This window comes from Pseudomonas sp. EL_65y_Pfl1_R83 (assembly GCF_963970695.1).
Classification (GTDB): Bacteria; Pseudomonadota; Gammaproteobacteria; order Pseudomonadales; family Pseudomonadaceae; genus Aquipseudomonas; species Aquipseudomonas tritici.
Window position 1 is genome coordinate 65,780 of record NZ_CAXAQI010000002.1, and the last position, 13,188, is coordinate 78,967.

The following is a 13,188-nucleotide window of genomic DNA, read 5'->3' on the forward strand; positions in this document are numbered from 1 at the left end:
AATCAGCAGTTCAGCTTAAATAGGCATGAGGCATAACGCCATCTTGGCGCCAATGCCTTGGCTAGACAGCTAAAACGATTAACCACGCAATTACCTTAGGAGGCTACCGTTCGTCCGAGCGTGGGGGTCAAAAGCAATGAGCGCATCCGTCATTGAAACCGTGTCAATCGGGCCTAAGGTAGAGGCATCCATGCACAGCGGTTCGAGGACGTCATGACCCAAGCTTTGATCTTTGATGCGATACGCACGCCCCGTGGCAAAGGCAAGGCGGACGGCGCCTTGCACAGCGTCAAACCAGTGAACCTGGTGGCTGGTTTGCTCACGGCGCTGGCCCGGCGCAACGACCTCGACACCCATCAAGTGGATGATATCGTGCTCGGCTGCGTGACCCCGGTGGGCGATCAGGGCGCCGACATTGCCAAGACCGCCGCTCTGGTGGCGGATTGGGACATCAGCGTTGCCGGTGTACAAGTCAACCGCTTCTGCGCCTCAGGCCTGGAAGCGGTCAACCTGGGTGCGATGAAAGTCCGCTCCGGCTTCGAAGACTTAGTCGTGGTCGGTGGCGTCGAGTCCATGTCCCGCGTGCCCATGGGCAGTGATGGTGGCGCCTGGGTTCTGGACCCGCAAACCAATATGCACAGCCATTTCACCCCCCAGGGCATTGGCGCTGACCTGATCGCGACCCTGGAAGGGTTCACCCGAGAGGACGTCGACACCTTTGCCCTGCATTCGCAGCAGAAAGCGGCCAGGGCGCGTGCAGACGGTTCCTTCAACAAATCGCTGATCGCGGTGCAGGACCAGAACGGCATTGTGCTGCTGGACCAAGACGAATTCATCCGCGGCGATTCCACTCTCGAAGGCCTTGGCAAGCTCAAGCCGAGCTTCGAAATGATGGGGCAGATGGGCTTCGACGCCACCGCGTTGCGGGTCTACAGCCACGTTGAGCGCATCCATCATGTACATACTCCCGGCAACAGCTCCGGCATCGTCGATGGCGCCGCGCTGATGCTGATCGGCTCCGAGGCCATGGGCCGCGAGCTGGGCCTGCAACCGCGCGCGCGCATCGTCGCCACGGCGGTCACCAGCACCGACCCCACCATCATGCTCACCGGCCCCGCGCCGGCAACGCGCAAAGCGCTGGCCAAGGCCGGCTTGCGTGTCGAAGACATCGACCTGTTCGAGGTCAACGAAGCGTTTGCCGCTGTCGTGCTCAAATTCATCAAGGACATGGGCATCGACGCTGCGCGGGTCAACGTGAATGGCGGCTCGATCGCCATGGGCCACCCGCTCGGCGCCACCGGTTGCGCGATCCTCGGCACCTTGCTCGACGAGCTGGAAGTACGCCAGCAGCGCTACGGCCTGGCCACGCTATGTGTCGGCGGTGGCATGGGCATCGCCACCATCATCGAACGCCTCTGAGCCCAAGGAATATGTCATGACCCAAGCAATTCGTTACGAACAAGGCCAGGACGGGATCGTGGTGCTGACCCTCGACATGCCCGGCCAGAGCGCCAATACCATGAACGGCGTGTACCGCGGGGCCATGGCGGCAACGGTCGAGCGGCTGGAGGCGGAAAGGGACAGCATTGCCGGGGTGGTGATCACCTCGGCGAAGAAGACGTTTTTTGCCGGTGGCGACCTCAATGAACTGATCAAGGTCGACAAGCCCCACGCCAAGGATTTCTACAACGGTGTGTTGGTGCTGAAAGCGCAACTGCGCCGCCTGGAAAACCTCGGCAAGCCTGTGGTGGCTGCCATCAATGGCGCGGCGCTGGGAGGTGGTTGGGAGATTTGCCTGGCGTGCCACTATCGCGTCGCGCTGGATGACAAGTCAGTGCAGCTTGGCTTACCGGAAGTCACCTTGGGCCTACTGCCGGGCGGCGGCGGGGTAGTGCGCATGGTGCGCATGCTGGGGCTGGAAAAGGCTCTGCCGTATTTGCTGGAAGGTAAAAAAGTCAGGCCACAACAGGCGCTGCAAGCCGGGTTGATCAATGAGTTGGCGGCAAACCGCGAAGAGCTGCTGGCCAAATCCCGCGCCTGGATTCTGGCCAACCCGGATGCAAAGCAGCCTTGGGACACCAAGGCTTACCAAATGCCCGGCGGCACACCGTCCAGTCCAAAAATTGCGCAGATGCTGGCAATTGCGCCGTCGATTTTGCGCAGTAAAACCAATGGCTGTTTCCCGGCCCCGGAGAAAATCCTCTGCGCCGCCGTTGAAGGTGCCCAGGTAGATTTTGACACGGCGCACCTCATCGAGACTCGCTACTTCACCGAGCTGGTGACCGGGCAAGTGGCGAAAAACATGATCGGCACCTTTTGGTTCCAGCTAAACGAGATCAACGCCGGCAGTTCACGTCCGCAGGGTTTCGCGCCTTGCATCACCGGCAAAGTCGGTGTGCTCGGCGCTGGGATGATGGGCGCAGGCATTGCCTATGTCAGCGCCAGTGCAGGCGTCGAAGTAGTGCTCAAGGACGTCAACCTGGCGGCCGCCGAGAAGGGCAAGGCGCATTCCGCGGCGCTGCTGGACAAAAAGGTCAGCCGTGGGCAACTGAGCGTTGAGCAACGGCAAGCAATCTTGGCGCGGATTCATCCTACGGCCTCCGATACCGACCTGGCCGGCTGCGACTTGGTTATCGAAGCCGTGTTCGAAGATCGCGAACTCAAGGCTAAAGTCAGCGCCGCAGCGCAACGCGTAGTGGGTGCCGATGCGGTAATTGCTTCCAACACCTCCACCTTGCCCATCAGCGGGCTTGCTACAGCAGTGCCGGATCCAGGCAAATTCATCGGCCTGCATTTCTTCAGCCCGGTGGACAAGATGCCACTGGTGGAGATCATCAAAGGAGCGCATACCTCAGACGAAACCCTGGCCCGCGGTTTCGATTTCGTACTGCAAATCAAGAAAACCCCGATCGTGGTCAACGACAGTCGTGGCTTTTTCACCTCGCGGGTGTTCGGCACCTTTACCAACGAAGGCATCGCCATGCTTGGCGAAGGCGTGTCCGCACCGATGATCGAGACCGAAGCGCGCAAGGCCGGCATGCCGGTGGGCCCGCTGGCAGTGTCGGATGAAGTATCTCTGAGCCTGATGAGCCATATAAGGCAGCAGACGGCCAAGGATCTGCAGGCGGAAGGTAAGGCAGTGCCAGCGCATCCGGCGGCAGCGGTAATCGACCTTTTGGTCAACGAATACAAACGCGTCGGCAAGGCGGCGGGAGGCGGTTTCTATGAGTACCCCAACGGCGGGCAGAAGTACCTGTGGCCGGAGCTGAAAAGCCGCTTTGAACGGGCCGATCAACGCATCTCGCCACAGGACGTGCGCGACCGCCTGCTGTTTATCCAGGCCATCGAAACCGTGCGGTGTTTAGAGGAGGGGGTGTTGATGTCCACGGCGGACGCTAACGTGGGGTCGATTTTCGGCATTGGTTTCGCGGCCTGGAGCGGTGGCGCCTTGCAGTTCATCAACCAATATGGGCTGAACGATTTTGTCGCCCGCGCGCACTATCTGGCCGAGCAGTATGGCGAACGCTTCACACCGCCGGCTTTATTGCTGGAAAAAGCTGCCGAGGGTGACGTGTTCCGGTGATCAAGGGGGCTTGCCTTGAAGGGGTATTTCAAGGCAGGCTCTGGGGTGTGCATTATTCCCATCACCGTGTCAGGTATTTTTTATGTCGCTACGCGTCTGTATCCTGGAAACCGATATCCTGCGTCCAGGCTTGATCGATCAATACCAAGGGTATGGGCAGATGTTCAAGCGCCTGTTCTCCAAGCAACCTATACCCGCCGAGTTTGTCGTGTACAACGTGGTGAATGGCGAATACCCGTCGGACGATGAAGTGTTTGACGCGTACCTGGTGACCGGCAGCAAGGCCGACTCCTTCGGCACCGACCCTTGGATCCAGACCCTCAAGACCTATCTGCTCAAGCGTTACGAGCGCGGCGATAAGCTGCTCGGTATCTGCTTCGGTCACCAGTTACTGGCACTGCTGCTCGGCGGCAAGACCGAGCGCGCCGGCCAGGGTTGGGGCATGGGCATTCACGATTACAAGCTCGACGCCAAGGCGCCGTGGATGAGCCCGGAAGTGGAAGAGCTGACGCTATTGATCAGCCACCAGGACCAAGTGACCACGCTGCCGGAAAACGCCACGGTCATCGCGTCCAGCGCGTTTTGCCCGTTCGCCGCGTACCACATCGGCGATCAAGTGCTGTGCTTCCAAGGCCACCCGGAATTTATCCACGACTATTCCCGCGAATTGCTGGAGATTCTTCAGACAACGCTGGGTGAAAAGGTCTACACAAACGGTGTCGCCAGCCTTGAGCGCGACCACCACGGCACCACTGTGGCGGAATGGATGATGCGCTTTGTGGCACACCAGCCCGAGGCCCGGGTTTAAAGCCATCCCGAACGCTTGAAGCTGGCCCACAGGCCGGTGCAACCGGCCGCAATAAACCCGAGCACCGCAAAATAGCCGTAGTGCCAGTGCAGCTCGGGCATGTTCTGGAAGTTCATCCCATAAATCCCCGCCACCGCGGTGGGGAACGCCAGGATTGCCGCCCATGCGGCGAACTTGCGCTGCACCACGCTCTGGCGCGAGGCCTCCAGTAATACACCGATCTCGATGGTCTGGCTGGCGATATCGCGCAGGGTGGTGAGGTCTTCCATCTGCCGTGTCACGTGGATCTGCACGTCACGGAAATACGGGCGCATGTTCTTGTCGATAAACGGGAAACTCAGCTTCTGCAGCTCCTGGCTGATCTCCACCATCGGCGCCACGTAACGCTTGAGCCGCAGCACGTCGCGACGTAGGCCGTGGATCTTCTGGATGTCGCGTTCACTCAGCGAACTGCACAGCACGTTACGCTCCAGCTCATCGATCTCGGCATGGATCGCTTCACTCACCGGCTGGTAGTTCTCGGTGACAAAATCCAGCAGCGCATAGAGTACGAAATCTTCCCCATGCTCCAGCAACAGCGGTCGCGCCTCACAGCGTTGGCGCACAAAGCCGTAGGACGCCGAGTGACCGTTGCGTGCGGTGATGATGTAGCCATTACCGGCAAAAATATGGGTTTCGATAAACTCCAGCTTGCCGTTCTCGCGCACCGGTGAATAGGTGACGATAAACAGTGCATCGCCGAAGGTTTCAAGCTTGGGGCGGCTGTGTTTTTCCAGAGCGTCTTCGATGGCCAGCTCATGCAGGTTGAACTGGCGTTGCAAGTTGGCCAGTTCCTGGGCGTTGGGTTCTTCCAGGCCGATCCATACAAAGTGACCGGGTTTGGCGGCCCAGGCGGCGCCTTCGTCGAGGGTTATATCAGAGACTTTCTTACCGGCGCTGTAGACGGCGGCCGCAACAACTCTACCCATGGTGCTGATCACTTCTTATTGGGGGGACAGATGTTGGGCAGCTTAGCTTGAATGGCGTTCCGTTGTAGCTGCCGTTGTTGTGAGCGAGCTTGCTCGCGCTGGGGTGCGAACCGCCCACGATCGTTATTCAGGCCGCCCGCAACTCGCGATCCATCCGCGCAATGCATTCATCCATCTGCGCATAACAAGCCTGCATCAACGCCGGGATGTCATCCACCGTCATGCCTTTAGTAGGAATTGGCGGCAACGAACGTATGAGCACATCACCACTGTTCCAGCGATTAAGCCGCATGTGAGTGACGTAATTGCTGACACACACCTGCACGATCGGCACACCCGCCGCGATCGCCATATGGAACGCCCCCTTCTTGAACGGCAGCAAACCGTTACCCAGGTTGCGCGTACCTTCCGGGAACACCCATATCGACGTGTCTTTATGTTGCAGCGTCTGGGTCGTGGTGAGCATCGCACGGCGCGCCTTGTGCGCATTGCCCCGGTCGATCAACACATTGCCCGCCAGCCAGAATAACTGGCCGAACAGCGGCACCCATTTCAGGCTTTTTTTGGCGATACATACCGTGCGGTACGGCACCACATTGCCAACGACGAACAGGTCATAGTTGGACTGGTGGTTTGCGATCACCACGCAGGTGCCGGGCTTATTGCGCAGCGAGTCCACATCGGCTTTTACGTTCAAACGCAGAATCCACATGGCCGGCAGCGCGTAAAGGTAGGCACACAGGCGGCTGTTGTCCGGATTGAATGGCCGGCAGATACCTACTAGCACACCCAGCACACCGGCGAGCATAAAGTGCAGGCTCATCAACAACATACGCAACAGATAAAGCATCGACACGGCCTATGGAGACAAAAGGTGGCGCAGTGTACGGATGTGCACTGGATTCGGCAATTACCCCGGTATAGGTAGGAGATAGCCGATGTTTTAGTGCATGTTTCAACATCTGCCGACACTGGCAGGCTAGAGGGGCTGAAGATCGTTCGGTTTGAAGTCTAAGAAAAAGCCCGACTCAAGGTCGGGCTCTGGCGTATCAGATGTAGGGGTTTAGCTCAGGATATGCCCTTGGTCGTGGATGATTGCATCGTCCAAGGCCTCCAGCAGTTCCTTGCGCACCTTCAACTTGGTGTGCTTGTGGGCGTTCATATTAAGCTTCTTCAACTGACGCGCTGCTTCCAGCGCCGCTGCCTGCAACTCCTCCGGTGCGACCACCTTATCGAGGAAGCCAGCTTGCAGTGCACCCTGTGGGTCGAACATCTCGGCATTGATCACCGAACGGTGAAACGCCGACTTGCGTAGCCGATCCCGCGCCAACTCGATACCCGCGTGGTGCATGGTCATGCCAATCGCGACCTCGTTCAGGCCAATGCTGAACGGGCCTTCTACCCCAATCCGATAATCCGCCGACAACAGCAAAAACGCGCCCTTGGCCACCGCATGCCCAGGGCACGCCACAATAACCGGAAACGGGTGCGACAACAGACGACGCGCCAACGTCGAACCCGACGTCACCAGGCCGATTGCTTCTTTAGGGCCGGCAGTCATCACCTTCAAATCATAACCACCCGACAGAATCCCCGGCGTGCCGGTGATCACCACTACCGCCCGGTCCTTCTCCGCCTGGTCCAGCGCTTCATTAAAGGCACTGACCACAGCAGGAGAAATGGCATTCACCTTGCCGTTGCTCAAGGTCAGGGTCGCGATACCGTCTTCGAGGTGGTAGGCAATCAACTCACTCATCACGCGGTTCCTTGTAGGATTTGTTATAGAAGGCTTGTTAATAGACGTGCATGCGCAGACGTTACCCACCACGCCCGCGCCGGTAAAGCGCTGTGACTGACTGGCCAGTCAGACTTTTCCCGCACACAGGCGGCTGGAATGCCTGGGGCAGGGCTCAATGACTGCCCCAGACGCGCGCCGCTGATGCCTGAGAATGGCACAATCACCACCCCTCGCCGGATGCGTCCAGGCATAACCGGCTAACCGCATGAAAATTCTGAAAAAAACCTTTGCCATCAGAAAGGCTTTCGACTACATTAGCGCGCCTCGACAGACTGAACTGGTTTGACGAGATACGGTGAAGTGTCCGAGTGGCTTAAGGAGCACGCCTGGAAAGTGTGTATACAAGAAATTGTATCGAGAGTTCGAATCTCTCCTTCACCGCCAAATTTGAAACGACAAAACCCCTGAAAACGTAAAAGTTTTCAGGGGTTTTGTGTTTTCAGAAGGTCAAAAAAGGCCCATATGGGAATATCCATGGGAACACAGGCTGCTGGTATGGCCGTCTTCATTGATCCCTACTTGCTTCATTCCTCGCGCCTAGCGCTGAGACGCAACGTCTCACCGTCTCGTGTCTACCTAATCTGGTCTGACCTGCAGCGTCTCACCTGAACTCGATCCTCGCCATTCTTGAGTACCCATCCCGCCGCTCTAAAAAAGGGTTGCCCAGGTGTTTTTGCGGATCTGGCACCGGCCTTGCTCTGCCTCCAGTACCCAGCCCGACTGGTCAACCAATAATAAAAAGAAGTGCCCTATGTCTCGCTCAATCGACTGGTTTTGGCCGCTGTGCAATAGCACTGAGGCCTCTGCCGGCGGACGGTTGCGGGGCGCCAGGATCAACCGTCTCAAGGAGATGTCGCGATGACCCTTTCGATCAAACCGCAACGCAGCATGCGTGCCGCTGTCTGGCACGGCCGCAATGATATTCGTGTCGAGGATGTTCCGCTGCCGATTTCGCCGCCTGCTGGTTGGGTGCAGATCCGTGTGCAATGGTGCGGAATTTGCGGGTCCGATTTGCATGAGTACGTGGCGGGGCCGGTGTTCATACCGGTTGACGCTCCGCACCCGCTGACCGGGATTAAGGGCCAATGCATTCTCGGTCATGAGTTTTGTGGCGAGATCGTCGAACTCGGTGACGGTGTGCAGGGCTTCAGTGTCGGCGAACCGGTGGCGGCCGATGCGTGCCAACATTGCGGCACGTGCTACTACTGCACCCACGGGCTGTACAACATTTGCGAGAATCTGGCGTTCACTGGGTTGATGAACAATGGTGCCTTCGCCGAACTGGTCAATGTGCCAGCCAACCTGCTGTACAAGTTGCCGGCGAACTTTCCGGCCGAAGCGGGGGCACTGATCGAGCCGCTGGCAGTGGGCATGCACGCGGTGAAAAAAGCCGGAAGCCTACTCGGGCAACACGTGGTGGTGGTCGGTGCCGGCACCATTGGCCTGTGCACCATCATGTGCGCCAAAGCGGCCGGTGCGGCTCAGGTGATCGCTCTGGAAATGTCCGGATCCCGCAAGGCCAAGGCCCTGGAAGTGGGGGCGACGCATGTGCTCGATCCCAATCAATGCGACGTTATGGCTGAGGTACGACGCCTGACGGGTGGGCTCGGGGCGGATGTCAGTTTCGAATGCATCGGTAACAAACACACGGCCAAGCTCGCGATCGATTTGATCCGCAAGGCCGGCAAGTGCGTACTGGTGGGGATTTTCGAGGAGCCCAGCGAGTTCAACTTTTTCGAGTTGGTGGCCACGGAAAAGCAGGTACTGGGTGCACTGGCCTACAACGGCGAGTTCGCTGACGTGATCGCTTTTATCGCGGATGGACGGCTGGACATCACACCGCTGGTGACTGGGCGCATTCAGTTGGAACAGATCGTGGGTCAGGGCTTCGAGGAGCTGGTCAACAACAAGGAGCACAATGTGAAAATCATCGTGTCACCCGCTCGAGTCTGAAACGAGTGATGGGGGGCGTGATGCATTAAATCCACATTCAAAAAACCAAAACACCGGGCAATGCCCGGTGTTTTTTTATGCGTACTGCTTTATTTCGCAGCTTTCAACTTGACCACATCACCCGAAATCTTGGTGGTGTAACCGCTCAGCACCCAGGCCCAAAACCATTTTTCCTGGATCTGAGTGTTGATCAGCGCATCGCCGCCTTTTGCCTTGATGGCAGCATCCTGGGCGCGAACGAAACGGCTGTTCTGGCCGATTGGGATGACGCCGAACAGCATGATGCCAGTGGCGCTGGCTTCGCTGTGACCCAGCACAGTGTATTGGCTGCTGTCGTATTGCGGGGATTTGATAGCGGTGCCGGTGCAACCTGCGAGGGCGAGACCAAGAACGGCTGCGGCAACTGCTTTACTGACGTACTTCACTGTGTAACTCCATGGACTAAATATCGAGATCCAATTCTCGAGGGGGCGCTACTCTAGTTGCTCGGGCAACATATTGAAATCAATTGCCTGAAGATTTCATGTTCCGATACCTGCATGTAATCGGAAAAACAGTCAGGAGAACCAGATAGAGCGCGAGGCTGCAGTTCACCAGTCCAGCAACCAACCCAATGGCACCCAGCAACCAGGGCCACTCCGAAGACGTCAGCCCGGAAGGTTTCCAGCCGCACCCATCAGCAGTACGTTGTCGATAACAATGGTTTCCCCCGGCGCCCGCACGAGTACTTCCTTGTAGATAGATGGATAAACGGGACGGATTTGTTTGAGGTTTTACGCTATCGCGGTGTGATGGCAAAGGGCATTACAAATGCTGGTCATGAATTCCAGGACTTGCTAAGGTCGCCGCCTTTCCAACACGCCATTCAGAGGGATCTAAATGCATCCGGTGCTTCGCAAGACATTCGGCGGGCTTTCTGCCCAGTACTACATTCGCAATTTTCTGTTCGGGCTGATTTTTCCCGTGCTGATCTATACCGCGCTTACCCACTCGAAAACCGGAGTGTTCACAATGGGTGCTCTGTTTTATTGCGTGGTCAACAGCGTGCTTTACCCCTACGCACGCTTCGTTTACGAAAGCATCATGGATTACATCTTTGGCAACAACGTGTTCTTCGTGAATGCGATTCTGATGCTGATCGTCAAGGTGTTCACCATGGCGATCTGCTGGAGCATGGCTATTTTCATTGCGCCAGTTGGGCTGGCTTACTTGTACTTCCACCACAGCAGAGCGGCGAATCGGGCCTGATTCAGTTCAGCGCAAGTCAGTAGATCTGGTAGTTGGCCAGACTGCGATTACGGTGTGACAGTCAACGATGATGTTGAGTGATGGTCCGTCATCGCAGGTAAGCCAGCTCCTACCTTTGGCCTGCGCTATGTCAGATATGCAGCCACGCCAGGCTGCCCAGCACCACGGCTACGCCACCGGCCGTATACGACAGGCGTTTAAGCCATTCCTTACGCGTCAGCAAGGTAATCGCCGCCAACGAAATCGCGATCTGTATCGCCGTCATCGCCTGTGCCCAGCGATGATGCTGGTGCAGCGCCTGCTCCGACTTCTCATCCCACTGCGTTGACGTGGCTTCAAGCTTTTCGGCCTGCTTGCGCACGTCTTCCTTCTGGCCCTTGTAGCGCTCGATCTCTTCCTTGTAATGCACCGCGTCCACACCTGGAATGTGCGTGGCGAGTTCCGCGAGGTTTTGTCGGCTGGATTTGGCCTGGTAGTAATTCCACTGGTTGGCGGCTTCGGTCTTGAAAATGGCGGCGTTGTTTTTGTCCATCGCCGCTTCGCTTTCCGTGGAGCCGGCCTGGTAGCTGAGCATGGCGCCGAGGGTGGCCATGAGGGCGGTCATCACGGCGATACGACTGGCGAAATTGTCCCCGCGGCCGTGGGCATGTTCGGTGGTGTGTTCGACGTGTTTTTCGTGGGGGCTGGGGACTTCGAAGGCTTCGGACATGGCGGCGTCTATGAAGGGAATGAGGGAGTCTGATTCTTCACCAGCGAAGCTGTCTCAAGCCTGTACGTAACGCCGGATCAACCGCGCATACACCGCGATATTAATCATCAGCACCAGCGCGCCTAAGCCCAATTGGATCTGTGGGGTCAGCCCGGCGGGGTAGATGAGTATGAGGATGTAATGCTCGATGAACCCACTGCCATAACCGTCCTGCCCGGCGAGATGACGAAACAGGTTTTCCCAACGGGTTAATGGGCAAGGCAGGTGAAACACCTCGACGGCCACGCCCCATACAGCAGCAGGCAAGTGCAACCACATCACACTACGCCACTTAAGCGCGAGCAGGCCGCCAAACAGTACAAACAGGATGAAAGTCAGGTGGAACAGCACCAGGCTGTCGGCGGCTAGGCGGTAGAGCATCGCGGACACTTCGAAAGGGGAGGTGGATAGTCTAAAGGGTTGCTAGCTGACAAGCGTGGCCGTTATTGTGCTGAATCCTTTTAGTCCTTCCTCCAGGGTTCTGTAGTGATGAATGCACCGCATACCGCAGTCGGTCCGATCAAGGCCGTGATTTTCGACATGGACGGGTTGTTGCTGGACACCGAAGGCATCTACACCGAAGTCACGCAGATCATCGCCGAACGCTACGACCGTACCTATGACTGGAGCATTAAGCAGCACATCATCGGGCGTGGCGCTCAGGATTTGGCCGACTACGTGGTCAAGGCGCTGGATTTGCCTATCACACCGGCCGAGTTTCTCAAGATCCGTGAACCGCTGATGAGCGAGCGCTTCCCCAAGGCGTTGGGCATGCCCGGCGCCGAAGCATTGGTGCGGCACCTGAAAGCGCACAATATTCCGATTGCTGTGGGCACCAGTTCGTCGCGCAATTCGTTTGGTCACAAGACCACGTTGCACCGCGAATGGTTTGCCCTGTTCGACACCATCGTCACCGCTGACGACCCGGAAGTCGGCGCCGCCAAACCTGCGCCAGACATTTTCCTCACCGCCGCCCGCCGCCTGGGCGTTGCGCCCCAGGATTGCCTGGTATTCGAAGATTCGCCCTTCGGCGTGACCGCCGCGAAGGCTGCCCACATGACCGCCATCGCCGTGCCGGATGAAGCCATGGCCGACAGCAAATACCACCACGCCGACCAGATCATCCGCAAACTCGCGGATTTCGACCTGGCCGCCTACGGCCTGCCGCCGCTCTCCTGACCAAAACGCGGTCAAAAAAATGTGGGAGCTGGCTTGCCTGCTCCCACATTTGTTATGCGCTGAAGCCACCATCGATAGTCAAACTTGCACCGGTGATGTACCCAGCCTCCGGCCCTGCAAGGTAGGCCACAAAGCTGGCAATCTCCTCGACATGCCCATACCGACCCACCGCCATCAACCCAATCAGACTCTCGGCAAAATCACTGTTCGCCGGGTTCATATCAGTATCTACCGGCCCAGGCTGCACGTTATTGATGGTAATCCCGCGAGGCCCCAGATCCCGCGCCAAACCTTTGGTCAAGCCGACCAGCGCCGCCTTGCTCATTGCATAGGGGCCACCACCACCAAACGGCATGCGCTCGGCATTGGTGCTGCCAATGTTGATCACCCGGCCACCTTCACCCATGTGCTTGGCTGCTTCCTGGGTCGCGATAAACACACTGCGTACGTTGATGGCCAGGGTCTGGTCAAAATCTTCCAGCTTGAAATCTTCCAGCGGCGCAATGGCCAGCACGCCGGCGTTGTTCACCAGGATATCCAGGCGCCCAAAAGCTTCGACTGTAGCGTTGACTGCGTTGCGGATCGCGCCGGCATCGGCGCTGTCGGCATGAATCGCCAGGGCTTTGCCGCCTTCGCTGATCACGCTGTTCTGCAACGCTTCGGCCTTGGTGGCTGAGCTGACGTAGGTAAAGGCAACCGCTGCGCCCTGTGCTGCGAGGCGCTTGACGATGGCGGCGCCGATGCCGCGGGAACCGCCTTGAATCAAGGCGACTTTACCGCTGAGGTCTTGTGTGGTCATGTCGATCTCCTAACTGTTCAAGGCGGAATGCCTTGTTGTTGGAACCGAGTATCGACCTCACCCGCCCCCGTCGGTAGACCGTGATTGCTATAGTCTGTGTAAAC

13 protein-coding genes and 1 tRNA gene are annotated in these 13,188 nt (G+C 57.9%); 7 read left to right on the forward strand and 7 right to left on the reverse strand.

What is annotated here, in order from left to right:
- Positions 1-213: 213 nt before the first annotated feature.
- From AACY08_RS02540 to AACY08_RS02550, 3 genes are all read left to right on the forward strand, one after another.
- Complete coding sequence (locus AACY08_RS02540; protein ID WP_339467828.1) at positions 214-1,419, forward strand: acetyl-CoA C-acetyltransferase; 1,206 nt, start codon at positions 214-216, stop codon at positions 1,417-1,419.
- A gap of 16 nt (positions 1,420-1,435) precedes the next feature.
- Complete coding sequence (locus AACY08_RS02545; protein ID WP_339467830.1) at positions 1,436-3,583, forward strand: 3-hydroxyacyl-CoA dehydrogenase NAD-binding domain-containing protein; 2,148 nt, start codon at positions 1,436-1,438, stop codon at positions 3,581-3,583.
- A gap of 82 nt (positions 3,584-3,665) precedes the next feature.
- On the forward strand, positions 3,666-4,391 hold the full coding sequence (locus AACY08_RS02550; RefSeq protein WP_339467832.1) for an amidotransferase: 726 nt from the start codon (positions 3,666-3,668) through the stop codon (positions 4,389-4,391).
- On the opposite strand, the gene AACY08_RS02555 is transcribed toward AACY08_RS02550, so the two are convergent.
- The 3 genes from AACY08_RS02555 to AACY08_RS02565 form a co-directional block, all read right to left on the reverse strand.
- Entirely contained in the window at positions 4,388-5,359 is a 972-nt protein-coding gene (locus AACY08_RS02555; RefSeq protein WP_339467834.1) for a magnesium and cobalt transport protein CorA, read from the reverse strand. The two genes, AACY08_RS02550 and AACY08_RS02555, sit on opposite strands and share 4 nt — an antisense overlap.
- A gap of 127 nt (positions 5,360-5,486) precedes the next feature.
- Positions 5,487-6,209 (reverse strand): 1-acylglycerol-3-phosphate O-acyltransferase, encoded by a 723-nt coding sequence (locus AACY08_RS02560; RefSeq protein ID WP_339467836.1) that lies wholly within the window; start codon positions 6,207-6,209, stop codon positions 5,487-5,489.
- 213 nt (positions 6,210-6,422) lie between these two features.
- Positions 6,423-7,115, reverse strand: coding sequence for a crotonase/enoyl-CoA hydratase family protein (locus AACY08_RS02565; protein ID WP_339418856.1), 693 nt, complete (start codon positions 7,113-7,115; stop codon positions 6,423-6,425).
- Between the two features lie 336 nt (positions 7,116-7,451).
- Between AACY08_RS02565 and AACY08_RS02570 the strand changes: the two genes are divergently transcribed.
- Together AACY08_RS02570 and AACY08_RS02575 are read left to right on the forward strand one after the other, a co-directional pair.
- Positions 7,452-7,541: transfer RNA gene (locus AACY08_RS02570), tRNA-Ser, on the forward strand.
- Positions 7,542-8,045: 504 nt separating this feature from the next.
- Positions 8,046-9,110, forward strand: a complete 1,065-nt coding sequence (locus tag AACY08_RS02575) for a 2,3-butanediol dehydrogenase (protein WP_339468286.1) — start codon at positions 8,046-8,048, stop codon at positions 9,108-9,110.
- An 89-nt stretch (positions 9,111-9,199) separates the two neighbouring features.
- On the opposite strand, the gene AACY08_RS02580 is transcribed toward AACY08_RS02575, so the two are convergent.
- Positions 9,200-9,535 carry a hypothetical protein gene (locus AACY08_RS02580; RefSeq protein ID WP_339418854.1) on the reverse strand — a complete coding sequence of 112 codons (336 nt, stop codon included), beginning with the start codon at positions 9,533-9,535 and terminating at the stop codon, positions 9,200-9,202.
- Positions 9,536-9,989: 454 nt separating this feature from the next.
- On the opposite strand from AACY08_RS02580, the gene AACY08_RS02585 reads away from it, so the two are divergent.
- Entirely contained in the window at positions 9,990-10,358 is a 369-nt protein-coding gene (locus tag AACY08_RS02585) for a hypothetical protein (RefSeq protein WP_339467839.1), read from the forward strand.
- A 130-nt stretch (positions 10,359-10,488) separates the two neighbouring features.
- Here the strand turns inward: AACY08_RS02585 and AACY08_RS02590 are convergent, their stop codons facing one another.
- Together AACY08_RS02590 and AACY08_RS02595 are read right to left on the reverse strand one after the other, a co-directional pair.
- Positions 10,489-11,067 (reverse strand): DUF4337 domain-containing protein, encoded by a 579-nt coding sequence (locus AACY08_RS02590; protein WP_339467842.1) that lies wholly within the window; start codon positions 11,065-11,067, stop codon positions 10,489-10,491.
- 54 nt (positions 11,068-11,121) lie between these two features.
- Positions 11,122-11,487: a DUF2784 domain-containing protein gene (locus AACY08_RS02595; RefSeq protein ID WP_339467844.1), complete on the reverse strand. Its 366-nt coding sequence runs from the start codon at positions 11,485-11,487 to the stop codon at positions 11,122-11,124.
- Between the two features lie 108 nt (positions 11,488-11,595).
- Here AACY08_RS02595 and AACY08_RS02600 point away from each other — a divergent pair, with 108 nt between their 5' ends.
- Complete coding sequence (locus tag AACY08_RS02600) at positions 11,596-12,285, forward strand: HAD-IA family hydrolase (protein WP_339467846.1); 690 nt, start codon at positions 11,596-11,598, stop codon at positions 12,283-12,285.
- A gap of 52 nt (positions 12,286-12,337) precedes the next feature.
- Here AACY08_RS02600 and AACY08_RS02605 read toward each other — a convergent pair whose 3' ends face one another.
- Positions 12,338-13,084: a 3-oxoacyl-ACP reductase family protein gene (locus AACY08_RS02605; protein ID WP_339467848.1), complete on the reverse strand. Its 747-nt coding sequence runs from the start codon at positions 13,082-13,084 to the stop codon at positions 12,338-12,340.
- Positions 13,085-13,188: the final 104 nt, after the last annotated feature.